This is a genomic window from Micromonospora sp. NPDC049101 (genome assembly GCF_040648675.1).
Taxonomy (GTDB): domain Bacteria; phylum Actinomycetota; class Actinomycetes; order Mycobacteriales; family Micromonosporaceae; genus Micromonospora.
Genome location: NZ_JBEZED010000002.1, coordinates 401,376 through 418,300 on the forward strand (window position 1 = coordinate 401,376; position 16,925 = coordinate 418,300).

At 69.9% G+C, this 16,925-nt stretch carries 17 protein-coding genes; 6 read left to right on the top strand and 11 right to left on the bottom strand.

From position 1 onward, the window contains the following. Positions 1-58: 58 nt before the first annotated feature. Positions 59-691: a TetR family transcriptional regulator gene (locus AB0B57_RS04100; RefSeq protein WP_357064939.1), complete on the bottom strand. Its 633-nt coding sequence runs from the start codon at positions 689-691 to the stop codon at positions 59-61. Positions 692-1,059: 368 nt separating this feature from the next. Here AB0B57_RS04100 and AB0B57_RS04105 point away from each other — a divergent pair, with 368 nt between their 5' ends. Beyond that, the gene (locus tag AB0B57_RS04105; protein ID WP_357064942.1) at positions 1,060-3,276 is read left to right on the top strand and encodes an MMPL family transporter; all 2,217 of its coding nucleotides are present in this window, start codon (positions 1,060-1,062) and stop codon (positions 3,274-3,276) included. Positions 3,277-3,361: 85 nt separating this feature from the next. Here the strand turns inward: AB0B57_RS04105 and AB0B57_RS04110 are convergent, their stop codons facing one another. Further along, positions 3,362-3,922: a hypothetical protein gene (locus AB0B57_RS04110; RefSeq protein ID WP_357064944.1), complete on the bottom strand. Its 561-nt coding sequence runs from the start codon at positions 3,920-3,922 to the stop codon at positions 3,362-3,364. 127 nt (positions 3,923-4,049) lie between these two features. After that, positions 4,050-5,897 carry a glycoside hydrolase family 15 protein gene (locus AB0B57_RS04115; protein ID WP_357064945.1) on the bottom strand — a complete coding sequence of 616 codons (1,848 nt, stop codon included), beginning with the start codon at positions 5,895-5,897 and terminating at the stop codon, positions 4,050-4,052. Between the two features lie 181 nt (positions 5,898-6,078). On the opposite strand from AB0B57_RS04115, the gene AB0B57_RS04120 reads away from it, so the two are divergent. Further along, positions 6,079-6,831: an MBL fold metallo-hydrolase gene (locus tag AB0B57_RS04120; RefSeq protein ID WP_357064947.1), complete on the top strand. Its 753-nt coding sequence runs from the start codon at positions 6,079-6,081 to the stop codon at positions 6,829-6,831. A gap of 342 nt (positions 6,832-7,173) precedes the next feature. Further along, a complete protein-coding gene (locus AB0B57_RS04125; protein WP_357064949.1) occupies positions 7,174-7,947 on the top strand; it encodes a hypothetical protein in 774 nt (257 codons plus the stop codon). Positions 7,948-8,011: 64 nt separating this feature from the next. Here AB0B57_RS04125 and AB0B57_RS04130 read toward each other — a convergent pair whose 3' ends face one another. The 6 genes from AB0B57_RS04130 to AB0B57_RS04155 form a co-directional block, all read right to left on the bottom strand. Beyond that, a complete protein-coding gene (locus AB0B57_RS04130; protein ID WP_357064950.1) occupies positions 8,012-8,857 on the bottom strand; it encodes an oxygenase MpaB family protein in 846 nt (281 codons plus the stop codon). Further along, positions 8,854-10,080: an MAB_1171c family putative transporter gene (locus tag AB0B57_RS04135; RefSeq protein ID WP_357064952.1), complete on the bottom strand. Its 1,227-nt coding sequence runs from the start codon at positions 10,078-10,080 to the stop codon at positions 8,854-8,856. Before AB0B57_RS04135 ends, AB0B57_RS04130 begins: the two co-directional genes overlap by 4 nt. A 7-nt stretch (positions 10,081-10,087) precedes the next feature. Next, complete coding sequence (locus AB0B57_RS04140) at positions 10,088-10,612, bottom strand: hypothetical protein (RefSeq protein ID WP_357064954.1); 525 nt, start codon at positions 10,610-10,612, stop codon at positions 10,088-10,090. Positions 10,613-10,662: 50 nt separating this feature from the next. After that, a complete protein-coding gene (locus tag AB0B57_RS04145; RefSeq protein ID WP_357064956.1) occupies positions 10,663-11,172 on the bottom strand; it encodes a hypothetical protein in 510 nt (169 codons plus the stop codon). A gap of 336 nt (positions 11,173-11,508) precedes the next feature. After that, positions 11,509-12,057 carry a hypothetical protein gene (locus AB0B57_RS04150; RefSeq protein ID WP_357064958.1) on the bottom strand — a complete coding sequence of 183 codons (549 nt, stop codon included), beginning with the start codon at positions 12,055-12,057 and terminating at the stop codon, positions 11,509-11,511. Between the two features lie 337 nt (positions 12,058-12,394). Further along, positions 12,395-12,820 carry a hypothetical protein gene (locus AB0B57_RS04155; RefSeq protein ID WP_357064960.1) on the bottom strand — a complete coding sequence of 142 codons (426 nt, stop codon included), beginning with the start codon at positions 12,818-12,820 and terminating at the stop codon, positions 12,395-12,397. A gap of 73 nt (positions 12,821-12,893) precedes the next feature. On the opposite strand from AB0B57_RS04155, the gene AB0B57_RS04160 reads away from it, so the two are divergent. After that, positions 12,894-13,394: a MarR family transcriptional regulator gene (locus AB0B57_RS04160; protein ID WP_357064961.1), complete on the top strand. Its 501-nt coding sequence runs from the start codon at positions 12,894-12,896 to the stop codon at positions 13,392-13,394. A 329-nt stretch (positions 13,395-13,723) separates the two neighbouring features. Here the strand turns inward: AB0B57_RS04160 and AB0B57_RS04165 are convergent, their stop codons facing one another. Beyond that, positions 13,724-14,950, bottom strand: coding sequence for a hypothetical protein (locus AB0B57_RS04165; RefSeq protein WP_357064963.1), 1,227 nt, complete (start codon positions 14,948-14,950; stop codon positions 13,724-13,726). A 165-nt stretch (positions 14,951-15,115) separates the two neighbouring features. Then, positions 15,116-15,760, bottom strand: a complete 645-nt coding sequence (locus tag AB0B57_RS04170) for a methyltransferase domain-containing protein (protein WP_357064964.1) — start codon at positions 15,758-15,760, stop codon at positions 15,116-15,118. A 110-nt stretch (positions 15,761-15,870) separates the two neighbouring features. Here AB0B57_RS04170 and AB0B57_RS04175 point away from each other — a divergent pair, with 110 nt between their 5' ends. Then, positions 15,871-16,467, top strand: a complete 597-nt coding sequence (locus AB0B57_RS04175; protein WP_357064966.1) for an XRE family transcriptional regulator — start codon at positions 15,871-15,873, stop codon at positions 16,465-16,467. Positions 16,468-16,673: 206 nt separating this feature from the next. Next, positions 16,674-16,859: a hypothetical protein gene (locus AB0B57_RS04180; RefSeq protein ID WP_357064967.1), complete on the top strand. Its 186-nt coding sequence runs from the start codon at positions 16,674-16,676 to the stop codon at positions 16,857-16,859. Positions 16,860-16,925: the final 66 nt, after the last annotated feature.

Sequence of the window (16,925 nt, forward strand, 5' to 3'; positions counted from 1 at the left end):
AGGATACGCAACGTCCGCCAACCCGTCGGTGACGACAGTGGACTGTCGGTTCGGCTGCCTACAGACCGAAGCTGCTGCGGGCCTCCAACTCGGCCAGGGTGGAGTCCAGCATGGTGGGGAGGTCCCTGCCTGGATCGTCGGTCACGGTCAGATAGGAACTGGTGACCAGACCCATGACCGCGCCCACCAGGGTCCGCACGGTGATGTCGTCCCTGTCGCGTCCGACGCGCTCCGCGAGGACCTCGGTGATCGCGCCGAACGCCTCCGCGAAGTCGTCGAGGATCCGTGCCCGAAGCTCGGGAACGGAGAGGATCAACGCGTGCCGCTCTCGTGCCAGCACCATCATTCCTGACTGGTCCTGCTGGTACGCCTCGTTCTGGTCGTTCTCGTACAGGGTCCGGATCGCCGCGCGAAGCGCGCTGATCGAGTTGACCGTCTCCGGCTGACTGCGCAGAGCGTCAATGAACAGCGGCGCCAGATCGTCGTGCAGGACGACGTCTTCCTTGGTGGGGAAGTATCTGAAGAAGGTGGTGTGTGAGATCTCCGCGGCCTCGGAGATCTGACCGACGGTCGTCGCGTGGTAGCCCTGCTTTAGGAACAGGCGAATCGCGTGCTCCCGGATCGTGGCGCGGGTCTTCAACTTCTTCCGCTCGCGCAAACCCGGTTTGGACGGGGTCCCCGGTGAGGTCATGACGGACGATCCCTTCCTCGGCACCGTATCGGGGACGTCCGCTGGGGTGGGGTTCGGGCACGCCACGTGGGCCGTCGTGGTGCTGGTCCGACAGGGCTGATCTGGTCAGATCACGTTACCCCGCTGGCGCTGTGTCAATTCGAGCCGGTTGCCTCGTCCGGCGAGGGTGTGCGGCAACCGAGGCGGGCGTGGCCCGGTGCCCATCGCCGCGGCAGGCGCCGCACCCCGGGCGGCTGTCGGGGCTGCTCCGCTGCCGTGGTCGCCCCTCCGGCGACTAGAAACGTTATCGACTACCAATTGATATGGGCTAACTAAAGTTAGTAGACTCTCGCCTGGGTGAGCCACGTCTGTCTGATCGGAGGGTCGTCATGGGAGCACTGCTCTACCGGGTGGGCCGCCTGTCGTTCCGACGGCGAGGGCTCGTGCTGTCACTGTGGCTCGCCGTGCTGGTCGCGTCCGGCGCGGCCGCCGCCGCACTGTCGCAGGAGTCCACCGCGGTGGGTTCCGCCATCCTTCCGGGCACCGAGTCGCAGCAGGCGCTCGACCTGCTCAAGGAGCGCTTCCCCGAGCAGCCCGTCGACGGCGCCAGCGCTCGGGTCGTCTTCGTCGCTCCCGAAGGCGGGACGCTGCGGGACCCGGGGCCTGGCGCCACGCTCCAGAAGGTGATCGAGGCGCTACGGGCCGCGCCGCAGGTGGCGCACGTCGTCGAGCCGGTCGAGGCCGGCGTCCTGTCGGAGGATCGTCGAGTGGCCTACTCCGAAGTCACCTACCGCGTGTCCGGTGACAAGGTGACCGACGAGGCGCGGACCGCGCTGACCGAGGCGGCCGACCTGGGCCGCGAGGGCGGGCTGCGGGTCGAGGTCGGCGGCGACGCCCTGGAGCCGCAGCCCGAGACGGGCCTCCTGGAGATCGTCGGTGTCGCCTTCGCCGGCCTCGTGCTGATCGTCGCGCTGGGCTCGCTGGTCGCGGCGACGCTGCCGCTGCTGACGGCCTTCGTGGGGGTCGGGATCAGCCTGCTGACCATCACCGCCGTGGGTGGCGTCATCAACCTGAACCGCGACGCGGCCGTCCTGGCCCTGATGCTCGGCCTGGCGGTCTCCATCGACTACGCGCTCTTCATCGTCATGCGTTACCGCAACGAGCTGGTCGCCGGCCGTGTGCCGGCGGACGCGGCAGGGCGCGCGACGAGCACGGCCGGATCGGCGGTGGTCTTCGCCGGCCTGACGGTGATCATCGCCCTGGGCGGGCTGGCGGTGCTCGGCATTCCGCTGCTGACGGAGGACGGTCTCGCCGCGGCGGGCGCCATCGCGGTCGTGGTGCTCGTGGCGCTGACGCTGATGCCCGCGCTCCTCGGCTTCGCCGGCCGGCGAGTTCAGGGACGTGGCGGCCGGTTCCTCGGGATCTTCCGCGGACCCGGTGCCGGCAGTGGATCCACCCGGACGCTCGGCCAGCGGCGGGCCGAGTTGGTGACCCGTCGACCGGTGGCGATGGTGCTGGTCGCCGTGGCCGCGCTCGTGGTGATCGCGGTGCCCGCCACGGATCTCCGGCTGGGCATCCCCGACGACAGCACGGCCGCCGAGCACAGCACCCAGCGCAAGGCGTACGACCTGATCGCCGACAACTTCGGCGCCGGTGTCAACGGCCCGCTCATCGCGGTCGTCGATGCGGCCGGAGCCGGCGGCGCGCAGAGTGTGGCCGAGCAGGCCAGGGCGGTGATCCTGGACCTGCCCGACGTCGCCGACGTCGCGCCGGCGGCGGTCAACGGTCGCGGGGACACGGCACTGCTGCAGATCGTGCCCGACAGCGGCCCGGCCAGCGAGGCCACCGAGAACCTGGTCGCGGACATCCGTGCGCAGGCCGACCAGGTGGAGGCGAAGACCGGAGTCAACCTCTACGTCACGGGCCAGACGGCGATGAACATCGACTCCTCCGACCGGATGGGGGAGGCCCTGCTGCCGTACCTGACGATCATCGTCGGGCTCGCGTTGGTGCTGCTGCTGCTCGCGTTCCGATCGGTGCTCGTCCCCATCAAGGCCGCGGTCGGCTACCTCCTGACGGTCGCCGCGACCTTTGGTGCGGTCGTCGCGATCTTCCAGTGGGGCTGGCTGTCCGGCATCACGGGCATCGAGGACACGGCGCCGATCTACAGCCTGATGCCGATCCTGCTCGTCGGCATGTCCTTCGGGCTGGCCATGGACTACCAGGTCTTCCTCGTCAGCCGCATGCGGGAGGAGTACGCGCACGGGGCGGAGCCCACAGACGCGATCGTCGGCGGCTTCCGGTACAGCGCGCGGGTGGTGACCGCCGCGGCGATTATCATGATCAGCGTCTTCCTGGGGTTCTTCCTCTCCGCGGACCTCTCGCTCCGGCTCTTCGGGTTCACGCTTGCCGCTGCCGTCCTGTTCGACGCCTTCCTGGTGCGGATGACGCTCCTGCCGGCCGCCATGGCACTCCTCGGCCGAAGGGTGTGGTGGCTGCCGCGCTGGCTGGACCGCGTGCTGCCGAACGCGAACATCGAGGGCGGACAGGAACGGCCCGAGACGACGACGCCGCGCCTACCCACTTTCGGCGAGAGCGTGTCCTGAGGCGACCAGGCACCCGAGAGCGCCGCGTCAGGGCTTCGAGTCCGGGCACTGGCCGACCACCGAGCCTGCGGGGTCAGCGCCGCGCTCAGCTCAACGTGAAGGACACGTCGTCCACGTCGAAGGCCGTGACGCCGTTGCCGGCCGTCTCGCTGGCGAGGAAGCTGGCCGTCGCGGTGCGCTCGGTCGTCGCCGTCCCGGTCGACATCCCGTATTGCCGCCACTGCGCCCCGCCGTCGAAGGCCAGCGAGAACCTCGTCTTCGGCGGCACCCCGGTGACCGCCAGCCCGACGTTCAGGTAGTCACCGCGGCGGGTCTCCGTGGTGAGGGTCCGGACCCAGAAGCGAACCGTCAGCTCGCACCCGGCCGGCACCGTGACGCTGGTGCGCAGCAGGTCGCCACGCGTCACGTCCAGCCCCGCGAAGGCGGCGTACGCCTGACCGGTGTGTGCGGGACGGGTCGCGTCACCGAAGACGACGACGCGAGGGCCGGCGGTCCAGCCGGTGGTGCCGAGCTCGAACCCTGGGTTGGCGTGGATCTGTCCGGTGCAGGGCGGGTCGTCGGCTGCCTGCCGGTCGGATGATCCACCGCCCGACGGCAGGAGGAGCAGCAGGACCGCGGCCGAGACGGCGGAGACGAAGGCTTTCATCAACCCTCCCCAAGGTCAATGCATTCAAGGAAGTCTATTCAAGCTGACGATGCGTGATGGACGCCGGCCCGTCAAGCCCGTCCCAACGTTCGCCCGGTGCGGGCGGCTGACCGGAGCGGCCCCCGCGCTACCGGCGGCGCCGGGCGTCGGCCTCGGTGTCGAGCAGGTCGTTGAGCGTCAGCGCCGAGTTGATCAACGAGAGGTGGCTGAACGCCTGGGGGTAGTTGCCGATCTGCTCCCCGGTCGCGGCGATCTCCTCGGCGTAGAGGCCGAGGTGGTTGCTGAAGGTGAACATCTTCTCGAACGTGAGGCGGGCGTCGTCGAGGCGTCCGGAACGGGCCAGCGCCTCGACGTACCAGAAGGTGCACATGTTGAAGGTGCCCTCGTGGCCGGGGAGACCGTCGGGGGAGTGGACCGGGTCGTACCGGTGGACCAGGCTGTCGGACACCAGTTCGCGCTCGATCGCCTTCAGGGTGGACTGCCACAGCGGGTCGCTCGGCGTGACGAAACCGACCGCCGGCATGGCGAGCAACGCCGCGTCCAGCACGGTCTCGTCGTACGCCTGCACGAAGGTGCCGCGGCCCCGGTCGTAACCGCGGTCCATGACCTGGTTGTAGATGCGGTTGCGTTGCTCGGTCCAGCGGGTCATGTCCCCGGGACGGCCGGTGCGGGTGGCCAGCCGGATGGCCCGGTCCAACGCGACCCAGGACATCACCCGGCCGAAGGTGTAGTTGCGGGGGTGGTGGCGGCTCTCCCAGATGCCGGCGTCGGGCTGGTCCCAGTGCTGGCAGAGCCAGTCGACGAGCCGCACGGTGCTCTTCCACACCTGGTGCGAGACGCGGATGCCCTGCTCGTCGGCGAGGTGCATGGCGTAGAGCGCCTCGCCGTGGATGTCGAGCTGGAGTTGGTCGGCGGCGCCGTTGCCGATCCGCACCGGTCGTGAGCCGCGGTAGCCCTCCAGGTGGTCGAGGACCTCCTCGTGCAGGTCGGACGAGCCGTCCACCCGGTACATGATCTTCAGTGGATCCTGGAGGTCGCCGGCCTCACGGATCCGCTCGTCCAGCCAGTCCATGTACCGGCTGACCTCTTCGGTGAAGCCCAGGCCGAGCAGCGCGTGCACCGAGAACGACGTGTCCCGTACCCAGGTGTAGCGGTAGTCCCAGTTGCGGGTGCCGCCCACCAGCTCGGGCAGCGCGGCGGTGGGCGCGGCGATCATCGCACCGGTCGGTGCGTACGTCATGAGTTTCAGTGTGATGGCGGAGCGCTCGACCATCTCCCGCCAGCGGCCGGTGTAGCGCGAGCGTTCAAGCCAGCGCCGCCAGTAGTCCCGAGTCCACTCGAACATGCCCTGGATCTCTTCGGCCGCGATGATGCGTGGCTCGGTGCCGCCGGTCTCCAGGACCACCCCGCCGGTGTCGCCCTCGTTGAGGGTGCCGTACGCGACGAGGTCGTCACCCTCGAAACGGATGTCGCCGTGATCGGAGATCAACCGCCGGGTGGGGTCGACCGGGTTGAATGTCAGCGACGCCGACCGGCCGCGGAAGACGTAGCCGTTGGGGTGGCGCTCCAGTTGGTGGCCCTCGCGGGCGTAGTCGAACCGTGGCCGGCACTCCACCTGGAAGCGCATGCTGCCGCGGACCATGGTGACGATGCGGACCAGGCGGTGCGCGTCGGTGGCCCGCTCACCGGTGACCGGCATGAAGTCCATCACCTCGGCCACGCCGTCGGCGCTGATGAACCGGGTGATCAGGATGGGGGTGCCGGGGAGGTAGAGCTGTTTGGTCACGTACCGCACGTCGTGCGGCGCGATCCGGAAGTAGCCGCCCTTCTCCTTGTCTAGGAGCGCGGCGAAGATGCTCGGCGAGTCGAAGCGCGGCGCACAGAACCAGTCGACGGTCCCATCACACGTCACAAGCGCGGCGGTCTGCAGGTCGCCGATAAGTCCGTGATCTTCGATCGCCGGATAGCTGTCCACGTCTCTCCCCGGTTCGGCGGCGTCCTGCGCATCGAACCTAAGGGGTGAATTGTCGAGTTAGGCGAGATTCACGTTTCAGCCACCCTGTTGCGTGCCCCGGTGTGCCCCGACCCGCCCGGCGTTACCGCCGGTCGCGTGACCCCGGCTGGCCAGCCGGCTGGAGGTCGGGCATGGTGGGCGGATGCGACAGGTCACCGTGCTCGGCAGCTCCGGTGCCTTTCCCGAGCCGGGCCGTTCCTGTAGCGGTTTCGCGGTGGACTGGGACGGCTACCGCCTGGTGCTCGACCTCGGCTACGCCACGCTGCCGCGGCTGCTCGGGCACTGGCCAGACGGTGCCCTCGACGCTGTCGTCATCACCCACGAGCATCCTGATCACTGCATCGACCTGCACGGGCTGTTCCGGATGCGGCTCTACGGTGGCCACGGTGGGCCACGGCTGCCGTTGTACTGCCCGCCGGGGGTGCTCGACCGGCTCCGCGGCCTGGAGCCGGACGTCGACCTGCACGCGGTCTTCGACGTGCATCCGCTGCCCGGCACCTACCGGCTGGGGCCGATCGCCCTGACCGGGCTGTCGCTTCCGCACCACGTGCCCACCGCGGGCATCCGCATCGAGGCTGACGGGACGGCCCTGGCGTACACCGGTGACACCGGCCCGACCCCCGTGCTTGCCGAACTCGGCCGCGACGCCGACCTGTTCATCGTCGAGGCCACCGACCACGACGGCGAGACCAACCAACCGACCCGCAATCTGATGACCTCCACCGAGGCCGGCCAGTGGGCTCGGCGGGCCGGCGCCCGCCGACTGCTGCTCACCCACTTCTGGCCGGGCAACGACCGGGCAGCCGCGGTGGCCGCCGCACAGCTGGAGTTCGCCGGTGCGGTGCTGGCGGCCGAGGAGGGCCGCACCGTCATCCTCGGGGCGGCAGGTCACTGACCGCCCCCCTCGACACGGCGTGTACGGGCGCCGGTCATCGATATTGCTGGATCGGCCGTGGGTGTGCTGGAATGGCTCACATCGCCGCGGCACGGGGGCAACCGTGCTGGCAACGGGCAGCACGGGAGCAGCGCAGTGCCGGCAGCGCGCCACTTCGGCGGACGCGCGCCGCATCGCCGGGCCATCGACGACGGGCCGGTGCCCGCCGTACGTGCCTTGACCACGCATTTCCGCGACACCGAGACGATCGCCCTCGCGCAGCGAAGGCGTCCACATCGTGATGTCCGGGAAATACTCCGGCCCCGCCCGCGCGGTGGGCGCCCCACGTCATGGAGGATGACCATGCGCCGTTCCCTCGCGGTGATCACCGCCGCCCTGCTCCTCGGCACCACGGCCGGCAGCGTCCCGGCCGCCGCGTCGGGCGCCCCCCAGCGCTCGTGCACCCGTGGCCTGCTGTTCTGTGCGGACTTCGAGCGGCTGCCGCCTGGCGGTGCCAGCACGTTGGACTGGGGCGTCGACACCCGCAACGGCACGCTCACCGTCGAGCGCGCCCGGCACGGCAACCAGGTGCTGCACGTCCACACGGTGGACAACGGGCGTGCCTTCCTGCGCGTCGACGACTTCGCCGCACCGGGCAACCGCTTCTACGGTCGGATGCGACTACGCGTCGATGCCTTCCCCACCGCCCCCGACTGGGCGCACTTCACGTTGGTGGAGGCGACCGGCACCGGGAGTCCCGAGGTCGTCCGTCCCGTCGGCGGCCAGTACGCGCCCACGGTCCCCGGGACCTTCTGGGGTGTGGGCGCCGACGGTGGCCCGACCGGCGACTGGACCAACTGGCGGGAATCCGCCCCGGTCACCGAGGACACCTGGCAGTGTTTCGAGTGGAAGCTCGACCCCGCGGACAACCGCGTCGCCGTGTGGATCGACGGCGTGGCCAACCCGGAACTGACCGCTTCCACGACCGAGCACGGCGGCAACGACGTGCCCTTCGTCCTGCCGACGGTGAACACCGTGAAGGTCGGCTGGCAGCTCTACCAGGGTGGCACCACGCCGGGCGAGTTCGACCTCTGGATCGACGACATCGCTCTCTCCACCAAGAGACTCGGCTGCTGACGGGTCGCGCTGGGGCGTGTTGTGGACGTGTCGATTCCCCCGACACCTTCCGCAACACGCCCCGTCAGTGCCGCGGACCGAGCTGGCTGATCTCGTACCCGTCGGGGTAGCTCCTGGCGGTGATCCCGTCGGCGAACAGCGCCGTCGTCCGTGGCGCCCCGAACCAGCGTTGCAGCCGCGAGCGCGTCCGCAACGCCAGGTGCAGGCCAGCCCGGACCGGCCACGCCGGCTCGTCGACCTGCGTGGCGCGCCGCAGCGGGGCGTCGTACATGGCGCTGACCAGCGCGTTTCCCAGCGGTGCGAGCATCCGCGGGATCCGGGTGAGCAACAGCATCCGGGTGGCCCGCTCGATGGCCGCCGCATCGTCGCTGGGCCGCAGGTGCGCCGCGTCGTGGGCGGTGAACCAGGTCTCGAACTCGTCGTAGGACCCGGGGATGTCCGTGATGCCCATCCGCCGGCCGAGCTCCCGGTAGAACAGGTACGTGGCCTGCCGCTCGTGGCAGCAGGGCGGGCGCCACCCGTACTCCTGCAACCACCGCGTCGGGACCACGACCAGGCAGCCGAGGACGTAGCGAAAGTCGTCGTTGCCGATGTCGTACGGGCGGTGGATCTGGTTGACGCGCCGCAACGCGTCCCGGCCACGAGGATTCTCGAACCCGTTGAGCACCATCTCGTACATCAGCAGGCCGGTGTCGTCGATCCGCTTCTGGGTGCGCTCGGTCAGCTCGCCGGTGGCCGTGTGCACGGCGGCGATGGCGGGGATGGAGAAGGACCTGTTGAATGCCAGGTTGAGCCCGAGCTTCATGTCCCACGGGAACTCGTAACGCAGCATGGTCTGGTAAATGTCCAGGTAGTCGCGCTCCGGCAGCAGAGCACGGGTCCGGGTCAGGTTCGCGTAGCGGCCTCTCATCGGCGGGTGTCTCCAGCAGTGGGATGCGGGGTGCTCTCGTCGGTGGCGGCGAGTGTCTGAGCCACCACCGGCGAACGGGCGTAGGCGTCGGTGACGAGCGTCAGCCACGCGACCTCGCCAGCGTAGCCACCGTCCGGGCGGTGCAGCTCGTCCGCGGGCTGTGGGACCGCGGCCACGAGACCTGCGCCATGCCGACGCAGCGCGCAGGCCAGGTGGGCGGCCTCGACAGCCGCCTGCCGCTCCTGCGTGGTCAGCGCGGCCCGCTCGGCGAACTGCTCGGCCAGCGCCGTCACGCCGACGTCGGTGTAGGGGCGGAGCGCCAGGCGGCCGTCGCGGATCTCGGCCACCCGGCGGGTCAACGCGTAGTCGATGTCGCCCAGCGCCGCGAGAGTGCGGCGCAGGGCGGGATCGAGTTCGAGTTCGGGCAGGGCCGCGATGAGATCGCTCCAGAGCGGTTCGAGTCGTCGGTAGGAGTGGAAGTCCTCCCATCGCCGGCTGATCTTGAGGGTGGGTCCCCACGCCGGCATGGTGAGCCCGATGGTGATGAGCAACGCGCCGATGGTCACCAGGACCGCGGCGATCTGCCGCTCGCCGCTCGGTTGGTGGCCGGCCCAGTAGGCGATGAGATACACGATCTTGTTCGTGCTGTAGAGCAGCGCGAAGGCCGCGCCAACGGCGGTGATGCGAAGGCCACGGCGCAGCCAGGGCCGCCCGCAGATCTTCGCGAAGCTCCAGCACAGCCGGGTGATGTCGAAGCAGTAGGCGAAGAAGCCGAGCAACAGGAAGATCAGCAGGTAGGCGGTCACGACGGGGTCGGTCGCGTACTCGACAGTCAGCAGCACCGGGTCGTCGTAGGTCAGGGTGTACGCGAAGAGACCGGCCATGACGAGGAAGGCGAACCCGGTGACCCACACCCAGACGCGGGCGCGAGCGGCGGCCTTCGCCGGGGGAAGCGCGAAGTGCAGGAGCATGATCTCGGCATTCGCCGAGATGGTCAGCGCGCAGCCGTGGGAGATGACCTTGGCCAGGTTGGGTAGGCCGGCCGCCTGGTCGATCGCGGCCGCGATCGGCGGGATGGCGGTGGTGATCCCGGCGGCGAACGCGCCAAGACCCAGACAGATCGCACGGCGGGCCTGGCTCGGGTGCCGGCGTTGGAGGCGCACCATGTACGCGACGGCGATCCAGCCGGCGACGGCGCAGACGGTGTACAGGACGGTATCCATCGCCGCGCTACCAGTGGGGGCGTTCGAGTGAGTGCCGCAGCCGGCCGTACAGCTCGGCGTCCTGGCCGTCCAACGGTTCGTCGTCGCCGTCGCCGAGCCCGCCGCGGAGCCGCCGGAGGAGGAGCGAGCCGATCATCTCGGCCTCGCGTTCCTCGGCCGCGGCGTAGTTGCTGCGGCCGAGGCTGCGCCGGACCAGCTGCGGGTCGAGGTCCGGCAGCAACAGCCGGGAGGCGTCCGCGTCCAGCACCTCGGTCGCCTGGTGGCCGGCGAGCAGGTGACCCAGCTCGTGGCCGATGATCAGCTGTTGGTGCAGCGGCGAGGTGTCCTGCTCGAAGAAGATGGCGTCGAAGTCGCCGGTGGGCACGCACATCCCGCACACGGTCTGCGCCGGCAGCTTGATCGGCACCAGGTGGATGGGCCGCCCGCGGCGTTCGCCGAGGGCACCGCACAGCGTGTGGATGTCGAACGGTGTCGGCACCTCAAGCTCGGCGACGATCCGCTCGCAGCGCTTGCGTAATCGGTACAACCTCACGTCAGCGTTCCCCTGCTCGTCGACGTACTCCCACCGGAGGATGTGCACGGCTATTTGCGCTCGTCAGGCGTGGAACTGCTCGCACCAGCCTCGGCCACGGCCCGCAGGCGGACCACCATCTGCTCGATGAGCTGGGTGTCGGTCGCGGAGAGGCCGTTGTCGGCGAGCACCTGGCGCAGCGCCACCTGCTTGACGTCCATTCGACGCAACTCGCTGAGCAGCGTGATCTGGTCCTGTATTCGCCGTGCCGCCGCGTCGTCGACGAAGTAGCCCGAGTTGACCCCGAAGGCGGTGGCCAGGGCGCGGACGTGTGAGGTGCGGGGATCACTTGCCACACCACGGCGTAACTCTCCGATGTAGGCAGCGCTGATCGTGACGCCTGTTTCGGCCGCCGCTTGGTTGATCTTGTCGGCGATTTCCCTGTTGGTGTACTTGCGCCCGGGCTCGTCGGAGTCGCCGAGCTCGTCCCGGGTGGGGCGGATCTCGTCGAACAAATATTCGAGCCTCGCCGCCAGCGTGTCGAGGGGTGGCAACTCCTGCTCCGTGTGCCGATCCACCATGATCCTTCACCCTCCAGCGACCGAAACGACAGTGTCGCAGATGCGTGCCGCAGCGAAACAGACGTTGACACGTGAACCGAACGTGAGCGTATGCTCGCTCCTGTTTGGAGCAACGGGCGTTGAGCCGAAAGCCAATCTGCTCAACACCTGTTGTGCGGCGGACGGGGTTGAGGTCCGACCAGCCAAACCGAAGGTGCCGTGGGAGGGGTCAGCTCCGCAAGGAGCACAACGGGGGGACTCCTCCTGCCGCACTGGTCGACGTGCTGGCGCGGGGCCAGGTGACCACCACCTCTGCCCGGCTGCCGCGGATGCGAATGCCATGACCGTGCCGCCGAGTCAGATCCACGTCCAGGGGCGGATCGCGCGCCAGGCCCGCCCGCGCCACCGAGCCCGGCGCGGATGGAGGAAGATCAGGATGTCGTCCAGCGCGTTGTCGGCGGTGGCGCGGACGTGTGGCAGTGCGCGCGCCCGGCGCAGGGCGGTGACAACCCGGCGTTCGTCCAGTTGGCGGTAGACCCTCGCGAGATGCCCCAGGCACGTAGCGGCAAGGGCGCTGACCTGGTGATCCTCGTGGTCGAGCAATCGCAGATGCAGCTCCTGCAGGTCTTTCCAGTCTCCGTCGCCGTACAGGGCGGTGCCGACCATCGCATCCAACGCGGCGGACAGATCACCACGGTCGAGCGCGGCGTCCACCTCGGTCGGTGTCGACGGCGGCGGATTCTGGAAGACGTGATGCTCATGGCGCACCGTGCCATCCTCCCGCATCCGGGCGGGGGCGAGTGACCCGGCGGTGTCAGGCTTACGGTCGTCCGGTGGAGGGTGCCCCGGGTCAGCGGTCGACAGACCAATGACTAGCTTCGGCAACAGGTAGGCGTCCGCGACCACCAAGATCTACGAGACAGAGCCTGGGCGGTATGAGCGGCCCGTGACAGCGCAGCTCGCCGCCATCGTGCAGCCCTGGGTTGACGAGCCCATCGATGTCGAGTCGGATTCCTGGTTCGTCAGCTCAGCGCACGTCACTGCTTGACGCGAGTCGTTGGGTCAGCGGAGCCAGATGACGGCGGCGATGAGGGCGAGGTTGGACCGGTGGGCGGATGCGCGTTTGGCGTATCGGGTGGCCAGGTCGCACCACTGCTTGAGGCACGTCGAAATGTCCGGAGAACCGTCCCGTTCTGCATGACGACGCAGTCCGGGCTACTGGCCGGACTGCGTCTGCCGCTGGTCAATGGCTGCGTAGTCGGGAGCCGCCGGCCGCCCACAGTAGTGTGGCAATGGCGATGGTGAGCAGCGCGCCCAGCACGAGGATGGCCCGCACCCAGGTGTCGGTGATCGCGGCGAAGACGAAGAACCTGCCGACGAGTTGGACGCCGAGCAGCGCGGTCAACAACACCCGGTGCCAGCGTCGGCCAGCGCGTAGCCGGAGCGCCAACCAGGCGTACGCGATCCCGAAGCTGAGGTGAAACGCGTGCGGAATCCCGAGTTCGTAGGGCGGGGTCACCAGCGCGTACATGTGCTCGACAACCAGTGCCCAGGTCAGCGCGATCGCCGTCCGTAACCGGGCCGAGCGCCCCTCGCGCCCGGATGGACGACGCGCGTCTGGACCGGTTGTCCGGGCGGTCGCAGTAGCCCCGCTCGTCGCGTCTGGCACCACAGCTCCTCCAGTAGGCTCGATCGAGAAATTCTCGATCGAGCCTATCTGGTGGCGGCCCTATGATCCAGACATGAGTGCTGCACGATCCCCGGCCGACGCCTCGCGGCTCACCTTCCTGCCGGCCGACGTCATCACGGCCATGCAGATCAGCACCATTCACCGGCGGAGTCAGAAGATCTTCAATGAGGCGCTGCGGCCACTGGGATTCGAGGAACGCCACTTCGCGGTCTTGGCCGTCCTCGACGGCCGTGGCCCGCTCACCCAACGCCAACTTGCCCACTTGCTTGATCTCGACAAGTCAGCGCTGGGCCGGATCGTCGACGATCTTGAGCGGCAGCGGTCGGTCGAACGCCGAGCGGTGCCGACCGACCGTCGTGCCCACACCATCCATCTCACCGACCTTGGCCGCCAGCGCATCGACGAGGCGCAGCGGATCGCCGGCAACGTGGGCCGGCAACTCTTTGCGCACCTTGCCCCGAGCACTCGACGGGCGTTCGACCAAGCCCTGCGACAACTGCTGGACGGCCCCGAGGTCGACCCCTCCACCCCAGCCACAGAGGGCCAGCCCTAAACGGCCCGCCGCCGGGCGCGACCTCCCCCGGATCTGGCGGTGGAGTTCGCGGCCGGCCGCCCAGTGGGCCGCGACGAGGCGCTGGCGCCACGGCCGGCGGCTCGGACAGTCTCGGCATCCCGGGTTACTGCGCGGTCGGTGGTCGGTCGGATCAGCACCGCCCGAGGACGATCGTCGCGGTAAGCCGCCGAGGGCTCGGTCAGGCGGCGTGCGGGCACCCTACCGCTCAGACGTCTCCTGCAAGTATCGAAGGCCTTGGGCTGTCCGGGGGCTGGAACGGGTCGCCGCCCGGACTCCGCCTCGGCACGACCGCCCTCATGAAACAGGCCTTAACCGCCGAGGAACGGGAACGCCCGCCGCACCTCCGTCAGGAACTCGGCTCGCCGAGCGGCGTAGGTGGTGACGGCGGCCCAGAGCGCCTCCAGCGCTGCCTGCAACGGATCCGGCTCGCCAGCGGCAGTGAGCGCCGGCACCGCCATCGCGACCGGATTCACCGGGGCGTCGAGAAGCGCACCGAGCGGATCGGCCGGGGCCCAACCCGCCGAGCGCAGCGAGACCGTGGCGAACGTGACGGCCGGCTCACCCCGGATCCGTGCCCACAGCGCCATCGGGTCGGCGAATTCGGCGGGTAGCGGCTCGCCCCGATCCAGCGCCGTCCACGCCGGCCTCATCCAGTCGAGGTCCGCGACGCCCGCGACGGTGAACGCCTGCCGCGCCGCCCAGACCGCGATCTGCCGCTGACTGACGGCATCGGCCTCGGCCACCCTGTCGACCAGGTCTCGGTCGAGCCGCACGATGGCATGGATGTTGCCGTGGACGCGCCGGAGCCGCTCACTCGGCAGGCGTCCGCCCCAGCGCCGTAGCTCATCCCGCATGCGGTACGCCTGGTCGCGGCGTTCCCGTTCCAACCGCGCGAGCATCTCGGCCTCGACCTGCTCCCACAGGGTGGGCGGGGGCGGCAGCGCGCGGGCCCAGGTGTGCCAGTAGGTGGCGGCGCCGCTGGTCTGGCGAAGGATCGCGTCGGAGCGCGTCCCGCCGGCACTCGGGTCGCTGCCCGTATCGCCTTCCGGCCACAGACACAGCAGGTACCGGTCCGGCCGCCGGTCCAGGTAGGTGTCGTCATCCTCGTCGAGCTCGTCCGGGTCGAGCCCGCCGAACGGGTCGCTTCCCTCGGTCATGCCCGTGGCGCAGTACCGGACGCGGTAGACCGGCAGCCGCCCGGTGTCCTGCCCCTCGGGGATCAGCGGCAGCCGGGCGAGTGCCCCGTCCCCCCACGGGACCAGGTCGACGACCCCGGCCCTCAGCAGGAACGGCGCCTCCACCACCTCCTCCCACATCTCCGCCGCGGCCGGCGGCTCGCCGTCGTGCACCTCGATCGTGAAACGGACCCGCCCGGTGTGGGTGCCGGTCATGAGGAACAACGCGCCGGGCTGACCGGCCCCGCAGAGGCCGTTCACCTGCCCGGCGAACGCCCTGTCCATGTCCGGCAGCTCACTACTCGCCACGTAGATCTGCCCGTAGGCGACAGGTGCCTCGCCGTCGAAGAGAACGCGCATCGGCCGATCCTGCCATCGACAGGTGGCCGCCCGCTGTCCGTACGTCGTGCGGGCGGCCGTCCCCAGTGGACCCCGTCGGGCCTCGGCTCGCCCTGCGCAGCGCAGGCGTGGCCAGGCGCTGACGGGCAGGCGGTGGGGCCAGGCGCTGACGGGCAGGCGGTGGGGTCAGGAACGGCGGCGGGCTCTGACGACCACATCGTGGATGGAGACGTCCCGGCCGCCGTGCCCCGTCACGGCCCGGTGCGACTCCCGGGCGGTCACGACCTCCCACACCAGCGGGTCGAGGCGTGCGGTGATGTCGGCGGCTGTCACCGAGGCCGAGGCGGGCGGTTCGGTCCCGCCGTGCCCATGTCCGGCGCCGGCGGGGTGATCCTGGTGGTGGAGGTGGCCGACGATGAGCAGGGTGCCCGCCGGGGCGACCCAGGACGCGATGCGGTCGTAGAAGTCCAGCTGCGGCATCGCGGGATGCGCGTAGTGGGTGGTGACCAGGTCGTACCGCGCGTCCGGCTGCCACGTGGACAGGTCCGCCCGCACCCATCGCACCCGTGCGGCGACGCCGCTGGCGGCGGCGCGCTCGGCCGCGCGGGCGAGCGCGGCGGGGGCGATGTCCGCCGCGGTGACCTGCCAGCCGCCGGTGGCGAGCCAGACGGCCTCGGCCCCGGCGCCGCAGCCGGCGTCGAGGGCCGTCGCGGGCGTCAGGTCACCGACCTCCCGCATCAGGTGCGGGTTGGGCTCGCTGGCGGCCATGGCCCCGGCACGATCGCCGTCCCAGATCTGGTCCCAGTAGTCCCTGTCGAACGAGTGCGTCATCGCGCGTCTCCGGTGGTGGTGAGGGCGGGGCCAACGCGGCCACGGCCGCTCAACAGTGACCAGGAGCGGACGGATCCGCAAAAGTTTTTGCCAAATGGCAAACTGGGGTCATGGACGAGTCGACTGACCGCACCCTCGACGCCGTCGGGCCGCGGCTCAAGCACCTGCGGCAGCGCCGCGACATCACCCTGACCGACCTCGCCACGGAGACCGGCATCTCCACCAGCACCCTCTCCCGGCTCGAGGCCGGCCTCCGGCGTCCCACCCTTGAACAGTTGTTACCCCTGGCCCGCTTCTACGGCGTCACCCTGGACGAGCTCGTCGACGCGCCGCCGACCGGCGACCCCCGCATCAACATGCGCCCGCTGGTCACCAGCGACGGCTCCACGGTCCTGCCCCTGACCCGCCGGCCCGGAGGCATCCAGGCCTACAAGTTCGTCCTCCCGACCGGGCGCGACGACGCCCAACCCGACCTTCGCACCCATGAGGGCTACGACTGGGCCTTCGTCCTCAACGGCCGACTCCGACTCGTGCTCGGCGAGCACGACCTCATCCTCGAACCGGGCGAGGTCGCCGAGTTCGACACCCGCACCCCGCACTGGTTCGGTGCGACCAGCGCGGGGCCCGTGGAGTTCCTCAGCCTCGTCGGCAAGCAGGGTGAACGCGCGCACATCCGTGCCGCTCCCCAGCAGCACGAATCGAGTTAAGGCCTTTTCCATAAGGGCAGGCCGGCCAGTTCTTGTGAAACAGGCCTTAACTACTGCAACAGCAGTTGGTCAGGGGTAGCCGTGTCGTCGTTCGCCCGACTTCGCCGATGTCAGCGCATGCGATCTTGGCCGGGTGGGCGCGATCGAAATCTGTGAGTCGTACGCGACTGCCCGAGACGCGACAGCGGGAATGAACGACGGTCGAGATGATCGCCCAGTTGCACAATAACGTGGCCACCGACTCGGGCGATGAGCGAGAAACCGCGCAGGCCGCGGCGAACCTGTGGTCGGGGTTCGGCTACCTGGACGCCCGGGCCGACGTGCTGCGCATGGTCGTCGGGGCGCCGTCGGGTCGCGGCTTCGCCGGTCAGGTCTTCGGGACCGGGGCATGAAACGTGCGTCGGTAGTGCTGCGGCGTGACTCTCAGCGCCGCGTGTAGGTGTTGTCGCAGCAGGGTG